General features: G+C 69.0%; 18 protein-coding genes and 2 riboswitches. Of the genes, 9 read left to right on the forward strand and 9 right to left on the reverse strand.

What is annotated here, in order from left to right:
* Window positions 1-8: 8 nt before the first annotated feature.
* The 3 genes from ACE3N6_RS03460 (at window position 9) to ACE3N6_RS03470 (ending at window position 5,410) form a co-directional block, all read left to right on the forward strand.
* Window positions 9-3,368 (forward strand): SNF2-related protein, encoded by a 3,360-nt coding sequence (locus ACE3N6_RS03460; RefSeq protein WP_374243778.1) that lies wholly within the window; start codon window positions 9-11, stop codon window positions 3,366-3,368.
* 295 nt (window positions 3,369-3,663) lie between these two features.
* On the forward strand, window positions 3,664-4,572 hold the full coding sequence (locus ACE3N6_RS03465) for a hypothetical protein (RefSeq protein ID WP_374243779.1): 909 nt from the start codon (window positions 3,664-3,666) through the stop codon (window positions 4,570-4,572).
* A complete protein-coding gene (locus tag ACE3N6_RS03470; protein WP_374243780.1) occupies window positions 4,535-5,410 on the forward strand; it encodes a hypothetical protein in 876 nt (291 codons plus the stop codon). Before ACE3N6_RS03465 ends, ACE3N6_RS03470 begins: the two co-directional genes overlap by 38 nt.
* Window positions 5,411-5,543: 133 nt before the next feature.
* Here the strand turns inward: ACE3N6_RS03470 and ACE3N6_RS03475 are convergent, their stop codons facing one another.
* From ACE3N6_RS03475 to ACE3N6_RS03515, 9 genes are all read right to left on the reverse strand, one after another.
* Window positions 5,544-6,167 carry a hypothetical protein gene (locus ACE3N6_RS03475; protein WP_374243781.1) on the reverse strand — a complete coding sequence of 208 codons (624 nt, stop codon included), beginning with the start codon at window positions 6,165-6,167 and terminating at the stop codon, window positions 5,544-5,546.
* 28 nt (window positions 6,168-6,195) lie between these two features.
* Entirely contained in the window at window positions 6,196-6,543 is a 348-nt protein-coding gene (locus tag ACE3N6_RS03480) for a hypothetical protein (RefSeq protein WP_374243782.1), read from the reverse strand.
* Between the two features lie 242 nt (window positions 6,544-6,785).
* Entirely contained in the window at window positions 6,786-7,172 is a 387-nt protein-coding gene (locus tag ACE3N6_RS03485) for a hypothetical protein (RefSeq protein WP_374243783.1), read from the reverse strand.
* A 510-nt stretch (window positions 7,173-7,682) separates the two neighbouring features.
* Entirely contained in the window at window positions 7,683-8,636 is a 954-nt protein-coding gene (locus ACE3N6_RS03490) for a D-2-hydroxyacid dehydrogenase (RefSeq protein WP_374243784.1), read from the reverse strand.
* A gap of 217 nt (window positions 8,637-8,853) precedes the next feature.
* On the reverse strand, window positions 8,854-9,465 hold the full coding sequence (cobO, locus tag ACE3N6_RS03495; RefSeq protein WP_374243785.1) for a cob(I)yrinic acid a,c-diamide adenosyltransferase: 612 nt from the start codon (window positions 9,463-9,465) through the stop codon (window positions 8,854-8,856).
* A gap of 113 nt (window positions 9,466-9,578) precedes the next feature.
* Window positions 9,579-10,361: an ABC transporter ATP-binding protein gene (locus ACE3N6_RS03500; RefSeq protein ID WP_374243786.1), complete on the reverse strand. Its 783-nt coding sequence runs from the start codon at window positions 10,359-10,361 to the stop codon at window positions 9,579-9,581.
* The gene (locus ACE3N6_RS03505) at window positions 10,358-11,404 is read right to left on the reverse strand and encodes a FecCD family ABC transporter permease (RefSeq protein ID WP_374243787.1); all 1,047 of its coding nucleotides are present in this window, start codon (window positions 11,402-11,404) and stop codon (window positions 10,358-10,360) included. The genes ACE3N6_RS03500 and ACE3N6_RS03505 overlap by 4 nt, the downstream gene beginning before the upstream one ends.
* A 105-nt stretch (window positions 11,405-11,509) precedes the next feature.
* Entirely contained in the window at window positions 11,510-13,366 is a 1,857-nt protein-coding gene (locus ACE3N6_RS03510) for a TonB-dependent receptor domain-containing protein (RefSeq protein WP_374243788.1), read from the reverse strand.
* A gap of 141 nt (window positions 13,367-13,507) precedes the next feature.
* A riboswitch (cobalamin riboswitch) is annotated at window positions 13,508-13,685 on the reverse strand.
* A gap of 109 nt (window positions 13,686-13,794) precedes the next feature.
* Entirely contained in the window at window positions 13,795-15,735 is a 1,941-nt protein-coding gene (locus ACE3N6_RS03515) for a TonB-dependent receptor (RefSeq protein WP_374243789.1), read from the reverse strand.
* Between the two features lie 134 nt (window positions 15,736-15,869).
* Window positions 15,870-16,110: riboswitch (cobalamin riboswitch) on the reverse strand.
* 64 nt (window positions 16,111-16,174) lie between these two features.
* Here ACE3N6_RS03515 and cobU point away from each other — a divergent pair.
* The 6 genes from cobU to ACE3N6_RS03545 all read left to right on the forward strand — a co-directional run bounded on the left by cobU (window position 16,175) and on the right by ACE3N6_RS03545 (window position 22,162).
* The gene (cobU, locus tag ACE3N6_RS03520; protein ID WP_374243790.1) at window positions 16,175-16,732 is read left to right on the forward strand and encodes a bifunctional adenosylcobinamide kinase/adenosylcobinamide-phosphate guanylyltransferase; all 558 of its coding nucleotides are present in this window, start codon (window positions 16,175-16,177) and stop codon (window positions 16,730-16,732) included.
* Window positions 16,733-16,805: 73 nt separating this feature from the next.
* A complete protein-coding gene (gene cobT / locus ACE3N6_RS03525; RefSeq protein ID WP_374243791.1) occupies window positions 16,806-17,840 on the forward strand; it encodes a nicotinate-nucleotide--dimethylbenzimidazole phosphoribosyltransferase in 1,035 nt (344 codons plus the stop codon).
* 11 nt (window positions 17,841-17,851) lie between these two features.
* On the forward strand, window positions 17,852-18,622 hold the full coding sequence (locus ACE3N6_RS03530; protein ID WP_374243792.1) for an adenosylcobinamide-GDP ribazoletransferase: 771 nt from the start codon (window positions 17,852-17,854) through the stop codon (window positions 18,620-18,622).
* The gene (gene cobC / locus ACE3N6_RS03535) at window positions 18,607-19,158 is read left to right on the forward strand and encodes an alpha-ribazole phosphatase family protein (RefSeq protein ID WP_374243793.1); all 552 of its coding nucleotides are present in this window, start codon (window positions 18,607-18,609) and stop codon (window positions 19,156-19,158) included. The genes ACE3N6_RS03530 and cobC overlap by 16 nt, the downstream gene beginning before the upstream one ends.
* A gap of 184 nt (window positions 19,159-19,342) precedes the next feature.
* A complete protein-coding gene (locus tag ACE3N6_RS03540; RefSeq protein ID WP_374243794.1) occupies window positions 19,343-19,987 on the forward strand; it encodes a hypothetical protein in 645 nt (214 codons plus the stop codon).
* Between the two features lie 315 nt (window positions 19,988-20,302).
* The gene (locus ACE3N6_RS03545) at window positions 20,303-22,162 is read left to right on the forward strand and encodes a multicopper oxidase family protein (protein WP_374243795.1); all 1,860 of its coding nucleotides are present in this window, start codon (window positions 20,303-20,305) and stop codon (window positions 22,160-22,162) included.
* Window positions 22,163-22,333 lie beyond the last annotated feature (171 nt).

Raw genomic sequence — 22,333 nt, forward strand, 5'->3', positions numbered from 1 at the left:
GCGCCGCCGTGGAACTCGCCCGCCTCCTCGCCCAGATCGACGACACCCTGCTCGGCCAGCTGTTCTCGGCCAACGCCCTCACCCGTGCCCGCAGCTACGTGGGCCGGGTGCGCAACCTGGAGACCGCCGGCAACCAGATCCAGGCCCTCGTGCAGGGCACCGAGCCCGTGCCCTACCGGGTGGCGGTGCGGGTCGAGCGCAAGGAGTTCTTCGGCCACGTCAGCATCGAGCTGCACACCCGCTGCACCTGCCCGGTGGGCAACCGCTGCAAGCACGCCGCCGCGGCGATACTGGCCGCGCGCCGCCCCGGCGTGCTGGTGGACAAGCCCCGCGCCGAAGTCCTCGACTGGGCCAAGACCCTGCGCGAGCGGGTCGACAAGGCCACCGCCCCGCGCAAGACCCTCGCCGCCAAGGAAGGCATCTTCTACCTGTGCTCCGTCTGGCAGCACGGCGACGACGCCGAGTTCAGCCTGCTCAAGGCCCGCCTGGGCCCCGGCGGCGAGCCGGTGGGCAGCATCGGCGAGTGGTACAACTACGAGCAGGCCCTGCTCAAGCCCCCCTCCTTCGTGCGCGACGAGGACATGCAGGTGTTCCGCCAGCTGCGCGAGATGAGCCGGCGCAGCGGCGGCTACGGGCGCCCGGTGCTGCGCGGCGCCGAAGGCCGCGCCCTGCTCGAAGCCGCTCTCGCCACCGGCCGCACCTGCCTGGCCCTGGACGACAGCGGCCGCATCTCCCCCCTCGCCGCCGGCCCGGCCCGCCCGGGCCAGCTCGAATGGGTGCCGGCGGAAGGCGGCCTCAAGGCCCGGCTGATCGTCGACCCCGCCGCCCAGCTCGTCATCCGCACCGATCCGCCCATGTACCTCGACGCCGCCCTGGGCGTGGCCGGGCGGGTCGCCATCGACAGCGGCGCGGCGATTGCCGAGGTGCTGGCCCTGCCGCCCCTCTCCCCCATCGAGCTGCCGGTGGTGGCCGGCGCCCTGGCCCAGGTGGCGCCGACGCTTCCGCCGCCCCTGGCCCCCGGCGCCGCGGCCCTGCCGGTGCTCGACGCCCCCTGCCGGCCCGTGCTCAACCTGCACACCCTGCAATGCTGGAGCTGGCGCAAGCACCGCGGCTACGGCGTCGACTACGCCGGCCGCGAATACGACGTGGCGGTGCCCGTCTTCGCCTACGGCGAGGCCCGCTTCGAGCCCGGCTCCACCCACGACATCGCCCCCCTGCCCGACGGCCGCACGGTGCGCGTCCAGCGCAACCGGGCGCAGGAAGAGCACGCCTGGCGGGCCCTGCTCCAAGCCGGCTTCCAGCCCGTCAAGCCCGCCTGGCTGGTCACCGCCGGGCCGCGCCCGGACGGCATGCTGGGCCTGGAGAGCGAAGCCCACTGGGCCCACTTCTTCCCCCTCAACGCCCCCGCGCTGCGCGACGCCGGCTGGCAGATCGACTGCCCGCGGGATTTCCGCCACCGGGTGCTCATCCCCACCGACTGGCACGTGGACATCCTCGACGCCGACAGCGACGAAGGCGAAGGCAGCGGCTGGTTCCAGGTGTCGCTGGGCATCGAAGTGGAAGGCCGCCGCATCGACCTCGCCCCCATGCTCCACGCCGTCTTCCGGCAAGACCCCCGCTGGCTCGACCGCAAGCAGCTCGAAGCCATCCGCGACGACGCCAAGGTCATCGTGCAGCTCGACGAAGGCGAGCGCGTCGCCCTGCCCGCCGGGCGCATCAAGCCCATCGCCCGCACCCTCGTCGACCTCTTCGACAGCCCCGCCGCCGCCATCAAGGTATCCCGCTTCGACGCCCCGCGCCTCGCCGACGCCCTGGGTCAGGGCTGGCAGGGCGACGCCCAGGCCGTGCTCGACCGGATGATCGAACGCATCCGCGGCGCCGGGCAGATCGCCCCGGTGCCCGCCCCCGCCGGCTTCGCGCTCGACCTGCGCGCCTACCAGCTCGAAGGCCTCGCCTGGCTGCAACACCTGCGCGCCCACGGCTTCGGCGGCATCCTCGCCGACGACATGGGCCTGGGCAAGACCGCCCAGACCCTCGCCCACCTGCTCACCGAAAAACACGCCGGCCGGCTCGACCGCCCCGCGCTGGTGGTGCTGCCCACCTCCCTCGTCTTCAACTGGCAGCGCGAAGCCGAACGCTTCGCCCCCCAGCTCCGCGTGCTCAACCTGCGGGGCAGCGGCCGCGCCGCCAACTTCGAGAAGATCCCCGAGCACGACGTCTGCCTCACCACCTACCCCCTGCTCTGGCGGGATCGGGAAAAGCTCGCCGCCCACGCCTACCACTCCCTCATTCTCGACGAAGCCCAGACGGTGAAGAACGCCGCCAGCCAGGCCGCCCAGGTGGTGCGCACCCTCAAGGCCGGGCACCGCCTGTGCCTCACCGGCACGCCGCTGGAAAACCACCTGGGCGAGCTGTGGAGCCAGTTCGACTTCCTGCTCCCCGGCTTCCTGGGCGACACCAAGGATTTCGCCGCCCGCTGGCGCACCCCCATCGAAAAGCGCGGCGACACCCTGCGCCGCGAAATCCTCGCCCGCCGCATCGCCCCCTTCATCCTGCGCCGCCGCAAGGAAGAAGTCGCCAAGGAGCTGCCACCCAAGACCGTCGTGGTGCGCAGCGTCGAACTCGAAGGGCGCCAGCGCGACCTCTACGAAACCGTGCGCGCCACCATGGACGCGCGCATCCGCGACGAGATCGCCGCCCGCGGCTACGCCCGCAGCCAGATCGTCATCCTCGACGCCCTGCTCAAGCTGCGTCAGGTGTGCTGCGACCCGCGTCTCATCCACACCGACGCCGCCGCCAAGGTGAAGGAACGCGCCAAGCTCGACCTGCTGATGGACATGCTCCCCGAGCTGGTGGAAGAAGGCCGCAAGCTGCTACTCTTCTCCCAATTCACCACCATGCTCGGCCTCATCGCCGCCGAACTCGACGCCCGCAAGATCCAGTACGTCACCCTCACCGGCGACACCACCGACCGCGAGACGCCAGTGCGCCAGTTTCAGGACGGCCCGGTGCCGGTCTTCCTCATCAGCCTCAAGGCCGGCGGCGTCGGCCTCAACCTCACCGCCGCCGACACCGTGATCCACTTCGACCCCTGGTGGAACCCCGCCGTCGAAAACCAGGCCACCGACCGCGCCCACCGCCTCGGCCAGACCAAGGCCGTGTTCGTCTACAAACTGGTGATCGCCGGCTCCATCGAAGAGAAGATCCTCGCCCTGCAGGAAAAGAAAGCCGACCTCGCCGCCGGCATCCTCGCCGAAGATCACGAAGGCACGGTGAAGTTCGGCGAAGACGACATCAAGGCGCTACTGGCGCCGCTGCCGGAGAAGGGGACGGCTGAAGGGAAGAAGGGGAGGGGTAGGTCGGGTTAGCGCAGCGTAACCCGACACCGCAACCGGGGCGGCCCCGACGTACTCCAGCACGCCACGCCCGACTCCCCTGCCCCACCTCGGCCGACGCCAGAATGGGACGGCGCCCCTCCGTCACGACAATAAAGAAGAAAGTGCCGCCCGGCGTGAATGCGCGTCGGTATTGCATGGCGTGGCGTCGGGTTACGCTTCGCTAACCCGACTTGGACTTAGAGAAGGATGAAAGATAATCGTGCATATTAAAATTAGATCATTGATTATATTATTCATCATAATGTTTGGATTTTCGGAAAGAGCATTGTCTATAGAAGACACCAACAAAGACAACTTAGAAAAATTCAAAAGCCAGCGCGAATCAATTTACCAACACATGCGTCGATACGGCATTAATCGGGACGACATAGTCGCGCTTCGGCGTTTGTATGAGACATATCCTCCATACTCTTTTCCACACGTAAACATAGCATCAGAAGAACTATTAAACCCGGGGGAGCACTATCGGATAGAGGTAGATAGTTTCGTGATAACCATGATTGTTCCAGACGCACCAGCCAACATCGGAAGCTGGATATGGCCCTACACGGAAACTATTAAACCCGACTTGGAGATGCAGAAATTAATCTTGAGGGAGAACGGGAAACTAAAATTAGCAGCCCTCAGCTGGAATCAATGCAAGAGCACATTTCAACTTAATTTTCTCAAAGATTGCAAAACACATGGACTTAGCATCATATATCGCATCCTCAAACCCCAAGAACAACTGGAGTTTTCAACACCCGAAAAGCTCCGCCAACTCTCACGAAAAATTATGCGAGATCAGATAATCCCGCCCGAAAAGGTCGAAGATGCAATCCGCTCTGGACAAATTCTTAACGGTTCAGACAGCAAAATCTATCTTGACTCAGAGATCGTCGTCATCAACGGCCGAATCTGGATTCGCGATGCGATGGATAGCGATTCGGACAGAATTTTCTATTACAAGACCCGGCTATCTAAAGATCGAATGCTCGGATTGAGTTTTGGGCTGCCCACATACAACTACAACGCCAATCCCGACCCCTCTAATCACCCGGCGGCCATTAAACGTGCGGCAGCATTGATGGAAGAGCTGATCTCTTCTTTGCGCATAGCAAGGGTAGATAACGACAACACCCCCGATCCTTTCGCGATTGAACGAGTGGCGCCTGCTTCCCTACCAGCCCCGTAGGACTACAAAGGAAAAAATTATGAAATGCGCATTAATCTACGATTTTGATGGAACACTTGCTGAAGGAGATTGCGCTCAGCACGGTCTAATGCCGGCCTTAGGAATTAACAACACAGAAGAGTTTTGGGGGTCGGTGAAGAAGCGCGCTAAAGACGATGACGGAGACGAAATTCTCTCATACCTCGGCTTACTCGCAGAAAAAGCAACAGAGCTCAATTCCAACGAGTTAAGTGAAGAAAATCTAACTAACCATGGAAAGAAAATACCATTATTTCCAGGAGTCACCGACTGGTTCGATCGAATAAACGAATATGCCAAAAAAAACAATCTAGATATACACCACTACATAATCTCTAGTGGTCTCGATGCAATGATTAGAGGAACCTGCATCGGGGAAAAATTCAGAGATATATATGCCTGCAAATACCACTACTCTAAAGACGGAAAGGCATCTTGGGTAGCGCAAGCAATAAACTACACTACAAAAACCCAATTTCTATTTAGAATCAACAAGGGGATTAACAACTCGTGGGACAACGCGGCGGTTAACAAATTCATCGAGCCTCAGGAGCGCGAAATTCCGTTTCAAAGAATGATTTACCTCGGAGACGGAGACACAGACATTCCTTCAATGAAGATGATTAGAAATCAGGGCGGTTTTTCGATTGCGGTATTCAACGACACAACATGGAAAAGCCAAAGAACACGCGAAAAGATTGAGAAACTGATTGCTGAGGAGCGGGCGAACTATGTAGTACCTGCTATATATACGGAGGGCAGCCAACTCGACGTTACGGTCAAGGGCTTATTGAAATTAATTAAACGACGAAAAGCATGACCCTCCGCCCCGTAGGTCGGTTTAGCCCAGCGTAACCCGACATGCATCTTGTTATTGACGCAATTTGATCGCTCGATGTCGGGTTACGCCCTGCGGGCTAACCCGACCTACCGCTCCTATTCGTCAAGCCCCCTCAAAACCGCCACGTCCCCTCCACGATCACGGCGTCGCTCACATGTGCCCCCGTGTGCATGTTCCAGCTTCTGGCCCAGCGGAATTCCAGTTCGGCGTTTTCGGATAGTTCGAAGCTTGGCCCGAGCCGTAGCTTGTGCACGTCGTGGCCTTTGCCGGCGTCGAGGGCGCGTTGGTGGCGGTAGCCGAGCATGAGTTCGACGGGGCCGAGGGTGTAGCGGTAGCTGGGTTCGAGGTAGTAGTAGGCGTACTTTTCGTCGCCCTGGGCGGCGTGGCCGGCGAGGGCGCGCAGGACGAGGCGGGCGTCGGGGCCGAGGGGGATGTTGTGGCGGATGCGGATGCCGGTCTTGCGTTCGATGCTGCGTTCGCCGCCCTCGTGCTCGTGGGCGCCCTCGAGCAGCAGCTCGACCATGTGCACCCAGGGGTTGTCGAGCGCGATGCCGGGCACCAGGGTGATGCCGCGGCTTGTCCAGGCGTTGTGGGCGCCGGTTTCGATTTCGTATTCGATGCCGAGCTTGGCCTTGCCGGTTTCGGGGTCGTCGGCGAGGGCCGGGGCCTGCGCCAGCAGGACGGCCAGGCCGGCGGCCCATGCCCGGGGGTGCCGTCGGGGTTGCGGGTGGGTCATGGGCGATGGGCCTGGGCGGGGGGTGGGCTCAGTGCAGCACGCGGGGCGCTTCGGCGCCGCTGTCTTCCGCCGTTTCGGGCTCTTTGTCGTCGGGGAACAGGGGCGGCCTGCCGCTGAGGAGTTCGGCGATGCGGTCGTCGGCCAGGGCGATGAGGCTGTCGTGGCTGGCTTTTGCGCTGGCGGCCAGGGCGGCTTCGGCGCGGGCCACTTCTTCGCGGCTGGCCATCATCTCGGCGTAGATGGCGTCGAGCATCTTGAGGCTTTCGGCGAGGGGACCGAGCTTTTCGGGGGGCATGGCCTTGAGGGCGAGGTAGAAGTCGATGTCTTCCTGGATCTGCTTGGCGGTGACCTGCTTCTTGCGCTTGGTCTTGGTCATGGGGCCTCCAGTGAGGGTGTGGTGTGCGGGTGCCAGTGCTGCGCCCCAATACTAGGCCGGAGACTTGCGCCGCGTAAAGAACGCTGTCGTATCGGGGGCTGGGATGCGGTGGTTGCCGGCGGCGGATGCCAGCCCTGGGGTTGGCGGTTCGGGGCGGTGGGCGGGCAAAAAAAACGGCGGCGTTCTGGCTGCCGCCGTCAAACAGCCCACTTGCCGCGGGCGAGGAGTAAACGGCGGGTGGGTCAGCCGGCGTCGGGCGTGGTGGCGCTCTTGCGGACGGGGCTGGCGTGCCGGGCGTGATCGGATTTCTTCTTGATGCCCAGGGAGGCCAGCTCGTTGGAGTTGAGGCCGTAGATGACGCGGATTTCGTTCTTGGCGCCGATCATGACGTTGCGCAGGGCGCGGCGGGCGTCCATCACGGCGTCGCGGGCGGCGGCCAGGGCGTTCTCGGCCAGCACCACGTCTTCTTCGGCGCTGCGCAGCTCGTTGTAGGCGGCGTCGGCGGCGGCAATGCTGTGCTCGGCGTTGTGGGGGGTGTAGCCGGGGATGGCCCGCAGGGCAAGATAAGCGTCGATGTCGGCTTCGGCCTGGGCGCTGGAAACTTCGGTATCGGGTTTGATGTTCAGCATGGCATCTCCTTCAGTGAGGGGGTTATCTGCAGTCGATTCCTCTTTGCATAATACTAATAGATAGCCACCCGACATGCAAATATGAATTCGAGGGTCGCCCGGCGGCCCCCGGGGATCGACCTCGGGTGGCAGATCGCAGCGTGCCCCTGGCGAAGAAGACTTCGCCGGCGCCGAACCGAGTTTGGTGCCGGCGAACTGAGTTTGGCGCCGCCAAACAGCGTTCGGTGACGCCAAACTTGCTTTGGCGACGGCGAAAGACAGTTTGGCGAGCCCTGAACGTTGTTTGGCGGCGCCAAAGTGTGTTCATCGCGCGCCAAACTGAGTTTGGCGACGGCTGAAGACTGTTCTGTGACGAAAATCGTTCTTTGGCGGCGCAGATCGAGCTTATCTGCTGCAGAAGATCGTTTTTTTGTGCGCGAAGGCGTTTTTCTTTCAAAAAAAGGCCTTCAAGCGTGCATTGGGGGGGCGCGGCGGCCGCGCCCCGCCGCCCCCCGCCCGCCCGCTGCGGGCCTAGGCCACCCGATTGACCGGGGTGCCGCGGGCGAAGGCTTCGATGTTGTCGATGAGCTGGTCGGCGAGGGCCTGCATGGCTTCGCGGCTGGACCAGGCGACGTGGGGGGTGAGGATGAAGTTGCCGGCTTGCAGCAGGTCGGGGGCGAGGAGGGGGTTATCCACCGGGGGCTCGGCGGAGAGCACGTCGAAGCCGGCGCCGCCGATGCGGCGGGCACGCAGGGCGTCGGCCAGGGCCTGCTCGTCCACCAGCCCGCCCCGGGCGGTGTTGATGAGCAGCGCGGTGGGTTTCATGGCGGCCAGCTCGGGGGCGCCGATGAAGTGGCGGGTGGCCTCGGTGAGGGGGCAGTGCAGGCTGATGACGTCGGCCTCGCGGATGAGCCGCTCGAAGGGCAGGTAGCCGCTCCGGCAGGTGTCGGCGCCCTTGTGCTCGCCGAACGCCACCTGCATGCCGAAGGCGGCGGCGATGCGGGCCACGCCCTGCCCCAGGGTGCCGCCGCCGAAGATGCCAAGGGTCTGGCCGGCGAGATCGCGGATGGGGTAGTCGAAGTAACAGAATTGCGCGCTCTGCTGCCAGCGCCCGGCGGCCACCGAGCGGTGGAAGGGCCCGATCTGCCGGGCCAGCGCCAGGAGCAGCGCGAACACGTGCTCGGGCACCGTCTCGCGGGCGTAGCCGCGCACATTGGAGACGACGATGCCCCTCGCCCGGCAGGCGTCCAGATCGACGTTGTTGTAGCCGGTGGCGGCGATGGCAATCATCCGCAGCGCCGGCAGCCCGGCCAGGATGTCGGCGGTGATGAGGCGCTTGTTGACCACCGCGACGGTGGCCCCGGCCAGCCGCTCGGCCACCTGGGCCTGGGAGGTGGCTTCGTGTTCGGCCCAGCTGTGTTCAAAGGCGGGGCGACGCAGGCTGGCGACGAGGGCGCCGGCTTCGAGATTGACGATGTGGTGCATGGCGGGCGAAGTGGGATCGGCAAAGCCGCCAGCTTACCCCGGGGCCGGTGGGGCGCAAGCGGCGGGTCTGCCACAAGGCGGGGGCGGCCGCCGGCTGGCCTGCGGGGGCGTGGGTTGCCGATGGGCCCGGCCTGCGCCGCTGCGCCCGGGGTGGGCCGGGATGGGCGACGGGGGCGCCGATCCGGGGGGCGGGCTGGCCGGGGGTCCGGCCGGTTTCTCAGAACTCCACACCCGGCTGGGCGGCGATGCCGGCCTTGAAGGCGTGTTTGGTGGCGCCCATGTCGGTGACGGTGTCGGCCACGTCGATGAGCGCGTCGGGGGCGGCGCGGCCGGTGACGACGACGTGTTGGTGGGCGGGGCGGGCCTGGATGTCGGCGATGACTTCGGCCAGGTCGAGGTAGGCGTACTTGAGCACGATGTTGAGCTCGTCGAGGATGACGATGCCGACGGACGGGTCGCGCAGGAAGGCGCGGGCCTGGGCCCAGCCTTCCTGGGCGCTGGCGATGTCGGCGGCGCGGTTCTGGGTGTCCCAGGTGAAGCCGTCGCCCATGACGTGCCAGCTCACGCCGGGCTGGCGGCGGAAGAAGGCTTCTTCGCCGGTGTCGGAGCGGCCTTTGACGAACTGCACCACGCCGGCCGAGAGGCCGTGGCCCAGGGCGCGGGCGAGCACGCCGAAGGCGGCGCTGGATTTGCCCTTGCCGTTGCCGGTGTTCACCAGCAGCACGCCGCGCTTGTCGGTGGCGGCGGCGATGGCGGCGTCCACGACGGCCTTCTTGCGTTCCATGCGGGCCTTGTGGCGGGTGTCGAGGGTGGAGTCGGTGTCGGTCATGGGGTTCTCTCTATGGGGTTTTGTGGGTTTCTGCAGGTCGGACTTCAGTCCGACAAACCCTGCCCGATCGACCCGCGATGTCGGACTGACGTCCAACCTACGGGGCGAGCTTGTCATTCGGGCACGAACAGGGTGTCGTCGCCGTCCGCCACGGCGCGCAGGGGGTGGCCGAAGGCGGCGGAGAGGCGGTCGACGGTGAGCACCTGGGCGGCGGGGCCGATGGCGTGGCCGCCTGCGCCATCCAGCAGCAGCACATGGCTGGCGTAGCGGGCGGCGAGGTTGATGTCGTGGAGCACCATGGCCACCCCGGCGCCGTGGGCGGCAAGCTGGCGGAAGTGGTCGAGCACCGCCACCTGGTGGTGCAGGTCGAGGTGGGCCAGGGGTTCGTCGAGCAGGTAGAGCCGGGGTTGCTGCACCAGCAGGGCGGCAATGGCGAGGCGCTGGCGTTCGCCGCCGGAGAGGGTGGGCACCTGACGCTCGGCAAAGCCGGCGAGGCCCATGGTGTCGAGGGCGGCCAGGGCCATGGCTTCGTCCTCCTCGCCCTCCCAATCCCAGCGGCCCAGGTAGGGGTGGCGGCCGACGAGGGCGGTCTCGAGCACGGTGGCGCTGAAGTAGTCGGGCTGGCTCTGGGCGAGCAGGCCGCGCAGGCAGGCTTCGTGGCCGCGGGGCCAGTCGGCGTAGGGCTTGCCGGACAGCAGCACGCTGCCGGCGGCGGGCGGGCGCAGGCCGGCGAGGGTGTGCAGCAGGGTGCTCTTGCCGGCGCCGTTGCGGCCAAGGATGACCAGGGTGTGGCCGGGCTGGAGGGTGAAATCCAGATCGCGGCACACGCGGTGGCGGCCGACTTCGACCGCCAGGGCGTCGGCGCCGAGCGCCGGGGGACGGGCGTCCATCTTCATCGGGGGTGCCTCGCCAGCAGGAACAGGAACACCGGCACGCCGAACAGGGCGGTGAGCACGCCCACCGGGAGCTGGATGGGCGCGACCACGGTGCGGGCGGCGGTGTCGGCGACGGTGAGCAGCACGCCGCCGGCCAGGGTGGCGGCGGGCAGCAGCAGGCGCTGGTCGTTGCCGATGGCCAGGCGCACGAGGTGGGGCACGATCAGCCCCACGAAGCCCACCGAGCCGACGGTGGTGACGGCGACGCCGGTGAGCAGCGCGCCCAGGCCATACACCAGCCCGCGCAGGCGGCCGACGCGCACGCCCAGGGCGCGGGCGGTGATCTCGCCGCGGGAGAGGAGGTTGAGTTCCCGCGCGAAGGGGAGCACGGCCAAGAGGCCCAGGCCCAGCACGGCGAAGGCGGGCCACGGCTGGGTGACGCTGCTGGCGTCGCCCATCAGCCAGAACAGCATGCCCTTGACGCGGCCTTCGGGCGCCAGCGAGAGCATGAGCGCCACCGCCGCGCCGCAGCCGGCGGCCACGATGACGCCGGTGAGGAGGAGCCGGGTCTGGGTCCAGGAGCCGTCGCCGTGGGCGAGGCCGAACACCAGCAGGGTGGCGGCCAGGGCCCCGACGAAGGCGCCGGTGTCGATCCAGCCGGCGGTGGCGCCGGCGAGGATGGCCCCCAGGGCGCCCACCGCCGCGCCGCCGGAGATGCCCAGCACGTAGGGGTCGGCCAGGGGGTTGCGCAGGAGCACCTGCATCAGCGCGCCGGCCAGGGTGAGCAGGCCGCCGCAGGCGAAGGCGGCCACCGCGCGGGGCAGGCGCAGGGTGCGCACGATGTCGGCCTCCATGCTGCCGCCGCTGCCGGTGAGGGCGGCCAGCAGATCGGCGCCGGAGACGGCGAGCGCGCCGGCCGAGAGCGCCCAGGCGAAGGCGCCCAGGGCGGCCACGGCGAGGCCGGCGAGCACCAGGAAGGCGCGCTGCCGCCCGCGCCGGCCGGCACCGGGCCGGGCCGTCGGTGGGGCGGCGCTGCGGGGGGCGAGGTGAAGCTCGGCGGTCATGCGGGACGGGGCGCCCGGGGGCGGCGGGGGTGTGGGGTCCTGGGTTGGCGGCGGGCGGGCCGGGCGCTGCCCCGGCCCGCTGCCGCCGGCGGTTGCGGTTGCGGTTTACCTCGGGGCGTAGCGTACGCCGAAGAAGACGTTGGCGCCGGGGGTGTTGTAGCCGTAGGCGGTCTCGTACTGCTTGTCGAGGAGGTTGTTGGCCCGGCCTTCGACGCTCCATTCGGGCGTGACGGCGTACTTCACGAAGGCGTTGAGGAGGCCGTAGCCGCCCAGCCGGTCGCGCTCGGTGGCGGTGGCGAGGGCGGTGGTGCTGAAGCTGACCGCGTCGTAGCGGCCGCCCACGCCTTGCAGCTCGACCCCGGCGGTGAGGCGCTCGACGCTGCGGCTGACCCGGACGTGGCCGCTGTGCCGGGCGCGGCGGGGCAGGCTGGCGCCGGAGTCGCGATCCTTGGCGTCGAGGAAGTCCACCCCGGCTTCCAGATCGAAGCCGGCGAGGCGGGTGCCGCCGGCCAGGGACAGGCCCTGGAGCTGGGCTTCGCGCACGTTGGCGGGGCGCGACAGGCCGGTGCCGGGGTTGCGGAAGGTGACGATCATGTCGTCCACCCGGTTGCGGAAGACGGTGAGGCTGGCGAAGCTGCCGCGCTGCTCCCACAGCAGGCCGACTTCCTTGTTGTAGGCGTTCTCGGGGCGCAGGCTGGCGTTGCCGAAGCCGGGGTAGTACAGCTCGTTGAAGGTGGGCGCCCGGAAGGCCGAGCCGATGCTGCCGGTGAGGCGCAGGCTGGGGGCGAGCTGGTAGCCGTAGCCGGCGTAGCCGGTGGTCTTGCCGCCGTACTGGCTGTTGTCGTCGTGGCGGGCGTTGAGCTGGAGGCGGTGGGCGCCCAGGCCGGCGGTCCAGCCCAGGAGGGCCGAGTTGACGGTGCGCCCGCCGTCGAAGGCGCCTTCGCTGAGCACCTTTTGGTGGAGGTTTTCGTAGGCGGCCATCAGGGTGCCGAGGGGCAGGCGGATGTCGTGCTGCCAGGCGAGCTGATCCTGGGTGGTGCGGATGGTGGAGCCGGCGGGCTTGCTGCGGGTGAAGCCTTCGTAGCTGTCCACCGACTGGCCGAAGCGCAGGGTGCTCGTCCAGCCGTCGGTGAGGCGGTTGCGGCTGAAGAGGCTCCAGATGCGCTGGGCCGAGTTGTTGTAGTTGTTGAAGTTGGCGTCGCCGTCGTAGAAGTTGCGGCCTTCGGTGGCGAGGACGGTGGCGCCCAGGGTGTGGCCGTCGGCGAGGCGGTAGTCGAGCTTGCCGGAGAGGCTGGCGTTGCGGTAGGGGTCGCGGTCGGGGTTGTAGGTGCTGCCGGCCTTGGCCATCTTGGCGCTGAGGCTGTCGGTCTCGGTGTAGCCGCCGCGCAGGGCGTAGCTGAGGCGCTCGGTGCCGCCCGCCACGCCGGCGGCGACTTCCCGCGCGCCGTAGCTGCCGGCGCCGGCGAAGGCGTCGATGCGCGGGGCGCCTTCGCCCTTGCGGGTGAAGATCTGGATCACGCCGCTCATGGCGTCGGCGCCGTAGAGGGCGGAGGCCGGGCCGCGGACGATCTCGATGCGGTCGATCTGCGACAGGGGGATGTCCTGCCAGCTGGCGGTGCCGGTGGTGGCGGAGCCGACGCGCATGCCGTCCACCAGCAGGATGGTGTGGTTGCCGTTGCCGCCGCGCATGAAGACGGAGGTGCTCTTGCCCGGGCCGCCGTTGCTGGCGATCTGGATGCCGGGCTGGCGGGAGAGGAGTTCGGGCAGGCTGAAGCTGGCGCCGGATTGTTCGATGCGGGCGCGGTCGATCACGGTGACGTCGGCGAGGGCTTCGTCGGCGCGCTGGGCCTGACGGGAGGCGGTGACGACGACGAGGGGCTGATCGCCGTCGGCGGCGTGGCCGGCAAGGGGAAAGGCGGTGGCCACGGCGAGGGCGGCGAGGGTGGGGCGGATGAAGGTCATGGAGGTCTCCCGAACCGGGCGGCGTCCCCGCCAACCCGGTGGTTTGCTGGTGGAAGCACCGGGGGTGGCAGGCCGGGGACGGCGTGGGCCGTCCGGCGTGCGCCACCGCCCCGTGGCACTTCCGCGTGGGGCGACCGAGGCCGGTATCCGGGCTCGCAGTGGGGCGGGGCCGATGTAACCGGCTCCGCCGCGGCGCGTCGCCTTCCCAGGCCGAAGGGCCCAGTGGCGCAGTGACGCGTCGTGTTCCTGCTTACCGTTGCGGGGGCAGCACAGGCTTTGCGGCTTTTGCGAGCAGCGCGCGCACCTGTTTCCCGTTTAACCCCCGGGCCTGCCGGCCCGGGCGCACCTTGGTCGCGTTGATCGGCCGGCGGGGGTGCCGCCGGTCGAGGGTTCTTGCTGGTGTTGAAGCTGGGTTGAGGCGCGGCGACTCAGCGGAAGTCGTAGCGCAGGGTGCCGAACAGGGTGCGACCTTCCGCCGGGTAGAAGTAGTAGTCGCCGGCGAAGGACGAGTACAGGGCGTAGGGCGCGTACTTCTGGTTGGTGGCGTTGGCGAGACGCAGCTGCAGGGTCACGTCACGCAGCTTCCAGTCGGCGTGCAGATCGAGGATGCCGTAGCTGTCGAGCTGCTCCTTGGTGTTGTCGAAGTCGCCCCCGAAGCGGCGCTTGCCGACGTGGGTCCAGGTGGCGCCGTAGCGGCCGGCGGTGGCGGCGTCGAACACCGCGCCAAGCCGGTACTTGAGCTTGGGGGCGAGGGTGACGGCGTTGCCGCTGTAGGGGCCGTCGACGAACTTGGCGTTCTGGGTGGTGAGGCCGGCGTTGAGTTCGAGCTTGGGCAGGGCGCGCCAGCGGGCTTCGAGTTCGAGGCCCTCGCGGCGGGTGCGGTCGAAGTTCTCGTTGGCGTAGGTGATGGGGTTGTAGCCGATCTCGTCGGTGAGGCTGAGGCGGTAGAGGGCGCCCTGCAGCGTGAGGCCGTCGGCCTTGTAGCGGGCGCCGACTTCGAGGTTGGTGCCGTGCTGGGGCCGCACGTTGCCGCCGGTGAACACCGGGGCGTAGGTGAGCGGGTCGTAGCCGAAGAGTTCGTCGGTGTTGGCGAAGCGGAACACCTGGCCCCAGCGGGTGAACAGCCGGGTACGGCGGTCGAGATCCCAGGCGAGGCCGGCCTCGAAGGCGTTGCGGGCGTGGCTGGCTTCGCCGTCGATGCCGTTGGCGCGGTCTTCGGCGTGCTGGCGGACGATCTGGCGGCGGCCGCCCAAGGTGAGGTGCAGGTCGGAGCGGAGCGAGGTGGTGTTCTGCAGGTAGAAGGCGCGGGAGAGCTGGGAGCCGGATTGATCCAGCGCGACGTTGTCGACCTTGCCGTGGAACACGTCCAGCCCGCCGACGGTGGTGCTGGCGAGCCCGGCCAGCCCGTGGCGCCACTGCAGGCGCGGGGTGAAGGCGGTGGTGTCGCGGTTGGCGATGTAGGGGGTGGCGCCGTACACGGCGTTCTGACGCGAGCTGTTGTAGGTGACCTCGCCTTCGAAGCTCAGGGTGTCGGTGATGGCGTAGCGCACGCCCGGGCGCAGGCGGTAGCCCTCGCGCTTCTGGTGGTCGGTGAGGCTGCGGGCGCGGGTGGGGTCGGCGTCGTAGTCGGCGCGCTTGATGGAGCCCGGCAGGCCGTTGGAATCGCCATAGGCGGCCACGTCGACGAAGACTTCGCGCTCGTCGCCGAGGATGTGCCCGACCCGGCCGGCGAGGGCGCGCTGGTCGCCCTGGGTGTTCTGGCGCCAGCCGTTCACGTCGGCGTAGTTGGCGAACACGTTGAAGTAGGTGGCGTCGGCCGCGCCGGCGGCGGACACATCCACCCGGTGGTAGCCGTAGCTGCCGAGGGTGAGGCCGGCGCTGGCGCGGGGGGCGCCGGATTTGTCGGTGACGATGTTGATGACGCCGCCCACGCTGCGGTCGCCGAACAGCACGCCGCCGGTGCCGCGCATCACTTCGACGCGGGAGACGTTCTGCAGCGGGATGGCCGACCAGTCGATGCCGCTCATGTCCACCGGGTTGAGGCGCTGGCCGTCGAGGAGGATGAGGGTGTTGCTGCCGGCGGATTCGCCGAAGCCGCGCAGGTCGACCGCGGTGTCGATGCCCAGCGCGCCGGACATGGGACGCACGTCGATGCCGGCGGCCATGCCCAGCACGTCGGGCAGGCTGGCGGCGCCGGAGCGGGCGATGTCGTCGCGGCCGATGCGGGTGAGACTGACCGGGGCTTTGGATTCGGCGTCGTCGAAGCGGCTGGCGCTGACGACGACTTCGGGCTGCGGGTCGGCGGCAAGGGCCGGCGCGGCAAGGCTTGCAGCCACGGCGAGCGCAACGGCGGAATGGCGGTCGATCATTTTTATGTGTTCTCCCTGGCCCGCTGGCGTCCCCGCCGGATCGGGCAAATCATGTGTGGAAGCACGCGTGGGGAGAAACTGGGAGAGGCGCCGGAAAACCCCGGCTGCGCCCGTCGCCACCACCCCGTGGCACTTCCGCTTGGTGTGTCCGAGGCCGGTATCCGGGCTCGCAGGCTGGGCGGGTGGATGGACCACCGGCCGCGGCGCGTCGCCTTCCCAGGTTGAAGAACCCAGTGGCTCATTGACGCGCCGTGCACCTGCTTACCGTTGCGGGGGCAGCACAGGCATGACGGCTTCGAGGAAGACCGCGCACCTGTTTCCCGTTTAACTCCGGGGCCGGATGGCCCGTGGAGCACCTGGAGCACTTTGTTGCCGGCAGACGCCGCCGCCGGCAAACAGCCTGCGATAATACCACCGATTCAGACACTTCCGGATTTCCATGAGCTGCGAACTGATCCTCGGCGGCGCCCGTTCGGGCAAGAGCCGCCTGGCCGAAACCCACGCCGCGGCGAGCGGGCTTGCCGTGCATGTCATCGTCACCGCGGAGGCGCTGGACGAAGAAATGAGCGCCCGCATCGCCCGCCATCGGGTCGACCGGCCGGCTGGCTGGCAGGTGGTCGAGGCGCCCCGCCAGCTCGCCGCGGCCCTTGAATCCACCGCCGCGGCGGATCGCTGCGTGGTGGTCGATTGCCTGACCCTGTGGCTGGCCAACCTGCTCGATGGCGCCGAAACCCTGACCCCCGGCGACGGCGCCGAACGGCTGCCGCTGTTCGCCCGGGAGCGCGCCGCGCTGCTCGACCTGATCCCCCGCCTGCCCGGCCGGGTGATCTTCGTGGCCAACGAGGTGGGCCTAGGCCTGGTGCCCGAGACGCCGCTCGGCCGGCTGTTCCGCGACGAGGCCGGGCGCGTCAATCAGGCCGTGGCGGCCCTGTGCGAGCGGGTGGTGTTCGTCGCCGCCGGCCTGCCGCTGGTCCTCAAGGACACACCCCGCCCCTGACTCCGCCCCCCATTTCCCACCACCCGCCCCGCCCTGCTAGCATCCGCCGCTTCGCCCCGTTCCCGACCCCGTCATGACCTACGCCATCGCCCGCCCCGACCAGGGCCTCGCCGCCGCCCTCCAGCAGCGCATCGACACCAAGACCAAGCCCCTCGGCGCCCTCGGCCGGCTCGAAGCCCTGGCGAAGCAGATCGGCCTCGTCCAGCAGACCCTGTCGCCCGAGCTGCGCCAGCCCCACATGCTGGTGTTCGCCGGCGACCACGGCGCGGCGAAGGCCGGCGTGTCGGCCTACCCCCAGGACGTGACCTGGCAGATGGTGGAGAACTTCCTGGCCGGCGGCGCGGCGATCAACGTCTTCGCCCGCCAGATGGGCCTGGGCCTCACGGTGGTGGATGCGGGCGTGGCTCATGATTTCGAGGCCCGCCCCGGCCTCGTCGACGCCAAGCTCGGCGCCGGCACCGCCAACTATCTGGAAACCCCGGCGATGGACGCCGCCACCCGCGACGCCGCCCTGGCCCGCGGCCGCAAGCTCGCCCACGCGCTGGCCGCCGACGGCTGCAACGTGGTCGGCTTCGGCGAGATGGGCATCGGCAACACCGCCGCCGCGTCGCTCCTCACCCACTGCCTCGCCGGCGCCGACCTGGCCACCGTGATCGGTCGCGGCACCGGCCTCGACGACGCCGGCCTCGACCGCAAGCGCGCCCTGCTGGCCCGCGCCGCGGCCCGCGGCGGGCGCCCCGCCGACCCGCTGGCCGCGCTGGCCGAATACGGCGGCTTCGAGATCGCCATGATGGCCGGCGCCATGCTGGGCGCGGCCGAGGCGAAGATGGTGCTGCTGATCGACGGCTTCATCGTCACCAGCGCGCTGCTGGTGGCCCACGCCATCGCGCCGGCGATCCTCGACTACTGCGTGTTCGCCCACCGCTCCCACGAGGCCGGCCACGCGGTGCAGCTGGCTCACCTGGGCGCCGAACCGCTGGTGCAGCTCGACCTGCGCCTGGGCGAAGGCACCGGCGCGGCGCTGGCCTACCCCCTGGTGCAGGCGGCGGTGAACTTCCTCACCGAGATGGCCAGCTTCGAATCCGCCGGCGTGGCCGGCAAGTCCTGACCGCAGCCCGGATGCGCACCCAGCTCGAACTCTTCTTCATCGCCATCGGCTTCTTCACCCGCCTGCCGGTGCCCCGCTGGGTCGAGTTCGCCCCCGAAAAGCTCGGCTACGCGGCGCGCTACCTGCCCCTGGTGGGCTGGCTGGTGGGGCTCGTCGGCGTGGCGGTGTATCTGCTGGCGGTGCAGGTGCTGCCGGTGGATGTGGCCGTGGTGCTGGCGATGGCCGCCACCATCCGCGTCACCGGCGCCTTCCACGAAGACGGCTGGGCCGACACCTGCGACGGCCTGGGCGGCGGGTGGACCCGCGAGCAGGTGCTGGCGATCATGAAGGACTCGCGGATCGGCAGCTACGGCACCATCGGGCTGGTGCTCATGCTCCTCGCCAAGTATCTGGCCCTCACCAACCTGGGCGCCGAAGACGACTACCCGGCGATCGCCGCCCTGCTGGTGGCCCACCCCCTGTCGCGGCTGGTGGCGGTGGGGCTGATGGCAACCCTCGACTACGCCCGCGCGGACGCCACCTCCAAATCCGCCCCGGCGGCCCGCCGACCCACCGCCGCCGAACTGGGCATCGCCACCCTGGCCGGGGTGGTGCCGCTGCTGCTCCTCAACCCCCGCGAGGCGCTGCTGGCCCTGGCGGTGAGCGCGGCAGTGGGCATCCTGGCCCGGCGCACCTTCCGCCGCCGCCTGGGCGGCTACACCGGCGACTGCCTGGGCGCCGCCCAACAGGTAGCCGAACTCGCGATCTACCTGGGAATCCTCGCCGCGTGGAGCTTTACCTGATCCGTCACCCCCGGCCCGCCGTGGCGCCGGGGGTCTGCTACGGCCAGCTCGATCTGGGCCTGGCCGAATCCGCCCACACCGTGGCCGCGCGCCTGCGCCCGCTGCTGCCGGCCGACTACGCCCTCTTCGCCAGCCCCCTGGCCCGCGCCCGGCTGCTCGCCGACGCCCTCGGCACCCCGCAGCTCGACCCGCGCCTGAAGGAGATCCACTTCGGCGACTGGGAAGGGCGCAGCTACGACGACATCGGCCGGGCCGCCCTCGACGCCTGGGCCGACGCCCCGCTGGATTTCGCCCCGCCCGGCGGCGAATCGCCCCGCCAGATGGCCGCCCGCGCGCTGGATTTCCTCGCCGGCCTGCGCCTCCGCGCACCCGCCGCCGCCGTGGTGGTGGCCCACGGCGGGCCGCTCCGGGCCATCGCCGGCGAACTCCTCGGCCTGCCGCCGGAGCGCTGGCTCACCCTCGACTTCGCCTGCGGCGAAGTCACCCGGCTGGATCTCCACGACTGGGGCACCGTGCTGCGCTGGTTCAACCGCTGAACGACAACCCATATCGGGTAGCCGACCGTCCACCTCAGCGCGTCGGCATTTCAGCGGATGCTAACATTCGACCCGGATGGCATTGCCTCCGGACGAACCATCCTTCCCCACTGAGTTCCCCCGGCGCCCGTCGCCCGCAGAAGGCGCGGCCCCCCGGCAACGCAACGACTCGAAGGAACAGCCCATGCTCCGCCTCTCCCGCCGCACCCTGCGGCACACCGCCGCCACCCTCGCCGCCGCGCTGGGCTTTGCCGGCTCCGCCCACGCCTACCTGCTGTCGGCCTACGACGCGTCGGTCTACACCGGCGACACCGCCGCCCTGAACGCCGCCCTCGGCCTCACCACCCTCACCGCGGTCGAGGATTTCGAGGACGCCGTGCCGGTGCCCGGCCTCGGCTCGTCCCTCGCCAGCGACGGCCGCAACCTGCCCAACCACGCCTGGGACGGCATCACCACCACCGTCTCGGGCTACCCGGTGTTCACCATCAGCCTGCCCGGCATCCGCCTGTTCGGGATCGGCATCTCCGACAACGACGGCGGCGGCCAGACGATCACCGTCAACAACCTCCCGCCCCTCGATCTGTCCTCGGTGCCCGGCTACCGGGGCGACGTCAGCGGCCACGCCACCTACGTGATCGTCCGCGCCGAAGCGGGCGACGCCGACATCGCGCAGATCGCCATCGACGGCAGCATCACCCCGATGTTCGACCACCTCGTCCTGAGCACCGACGCCGGCCTGCCCGCCAGCGTGCCCGAGCCCGGCAGCGCGCTGCTCAGTCTGGGCGGCCTCGGCATCCTCGCCCGCCTGCGTCGCGGCGCCCGCCGCTGACCGCATCGCCCCGGATCGGCCCCCTCGATCCGGGTCTTCCGCCCTCCGCTTTCCCCCCACAGCGGCCGCCCGTCGGCCCGCGTCGCCTGCCGCCAGCGCCTGCGCCGGCCGGCCACCCCGCTCCGCCCCCGCCTGAAAGCACGAGGAAACCTCGTCATTTGTAAGCAATCATTTCAGCGCACCCGTTGATGATGGTTTTGACATTTCAGGATCGAATTTAGCGAGATACTCGATTTAAGGGAAAAGCGCTGCCGCCCTCCGAACCCGTCCAGGCGTTCGGGCCAAAGTGCCGGCAAACCTCAAGGGGATTTCACCATGGAAAATCGACGCAAGCTCCTCAAGGCAGGTGGGGTGGGGTTGCTCTCCTACTTCGTCTCGCCGCTCAGTTTTGGCCAGACGGCGGCCACCCTGCTGTCGTCCATCCGCAGCCGGCAATTCACGCTGCCGATGCCCAACCCCCTCGACCCGGCCAACCAGTTTGCGCCGGACGCCCCCGGGGGCACCGCCTACACCCTGAAGATCAGGGAGTTCCAGGCCAACCTGGGCCTCATCGACCCGTCCACGGGCCGGGCCCTGCCCACCACCCTGTGGGGCTACGGCTCCACCACCCAGGCGCCCAGCTACCCCGGCCGCACCTTCAACCTGCGCCAGAACGTGCCCGTCACCGTGCGCTACGTGAACGAGCTGGTGAGCGGCACCGGCCCGCTGCCCCACCGCCTGCCGGTGGACACCACCCTCGACTGGGCCAACCCCGGCAACCTGGGCGGACGGGCGCCGGTGCCGCTGGTCGCCCACCGCCACGGCGGCGACCAGGGCACGCGCGCCGACGGCCTGCCCGACGCCTGGTCCACCCCCGACGCGAACCGGGACGGCATGCCCGACTACCGGGGCCGCCTGTTCAGCGCCAGCTACACCTTCGACAACAGCCAGGAAGCCGGCCACCTGTGGTATCACGACCACGCCCTGGGCGTGACCCGCCTCAACGTTTACATGGGCCTTGCCGGCAACTACTTCATCCGCGACCGGAACGAGGACTACCTCGTCCAGTGCGGCCAGCTGCCGGCCTACCCCTACGAGCTGCCGATCTGCATCCAGGACCGCCAGTTCGGCGCCACCGGCGCCCTCCAGTACCCGGCCACCGACCCAGCCAACCCCGCCGCCCCCAACCCCACCCATCTGCCCGAGTTCTTCGGCGACGTGGTGGTCGCCAACGGCCTGCCCTGGCCGCGCTTCGACTGCGAGCCGCGCCTCTATCGCCTGCGCCTGCTCAACGGCTCCGACTCGCGGGTATTCACCCTCAGCTTCGTGCCCGAGAACTTCGCCGGCACCCGGCTCACCTTCTGGCAGATCGGCACCGACCTGGGCCTGATGAACAGCCCGGTGGCCCTCACCAGCCTCACCCTGGCCCCCGGCGAGCGGGCCGACGTGCTGGTGGATTTCTCGCGCATCGTCTGGTGGTGGCACGGCAAGGTGCTGGTCAAGAACAGCGCCAGCACCCCCTTCCCCAACGGCCTGCCGCCGGTGACCGGCACCACCGACCGGGTGATGGCCTTCAGCGTCACCAAGCCGCTGGGCTTCTTCGGGTGGAGCCTGGCGCTGCTCACCGGCGCCAGCATCCCGTCCAACCTGCGCCCGGTGCATGGCCCGCTGCCCGCGCCCGTCACCGCCGGCGTCAAGGTGCGCAAGCTCATGCTGTTCGAAGGCACCGACGCCTACGGCCGCCTGCAGACCATGCTCGGCACCGTCAATCCGGCCGCCGGCAACCCGGCCGGCCCGGGCTTCGGCACCTTCCTCTACACCGACCCGGTCACCGAGAACATCGCGGTGGGCAGCACCGAGATCTGGGAGATCTACAACACCACCGTAGACGCCCACCCCATCCACCTGCACCTCACCGCCTTCCGCGTGCTCGACCGGCAGGGCTTCACCGGCACCCTGCTGCCCAAGCCGATGGGCGTGGGCGCCACCGGCGGCTACCTCACCCGGATCGCCCTCGCCGGCACCCGGGCCCCCGCGCTGCCCACCGAGCAGGGCCGCAAGGACACCGTGCTGGCCTACCCGGGGCAGGTCACGCGCATCGTCGCCACCTTCAGCCGGCCGGGCGAGTACGTCTGGCACTGCCACATCCTGTCCCACGAAGACCACGAGATGATGCGCCGCTTCGTCGTCGCCTGAGCGCGCGGGCCGGCCGGCGCAGCCCCGCGCCGGCCCGGGTGCGGAAGCGTCGGAAAAAATCGGGCAGAATCCGCCCACCGACGCCGCGCCCGCTCCGCCGCCCGTCGCCGTCCGCCCCCCGCGGGGCCGGGCGGCGTTTTTTCGTGCCGGCGCGGGCGGCGGCCCCGAACC

The sequence above is a fragment of the Zoogloea sp. genome, from assembly GCF_041904905.1.
GTDB lineage: Bacteria > Pseudomonadota > Gammaproteobacteria > Burkholderiales > Rhodocyclaceae > Zoogloea.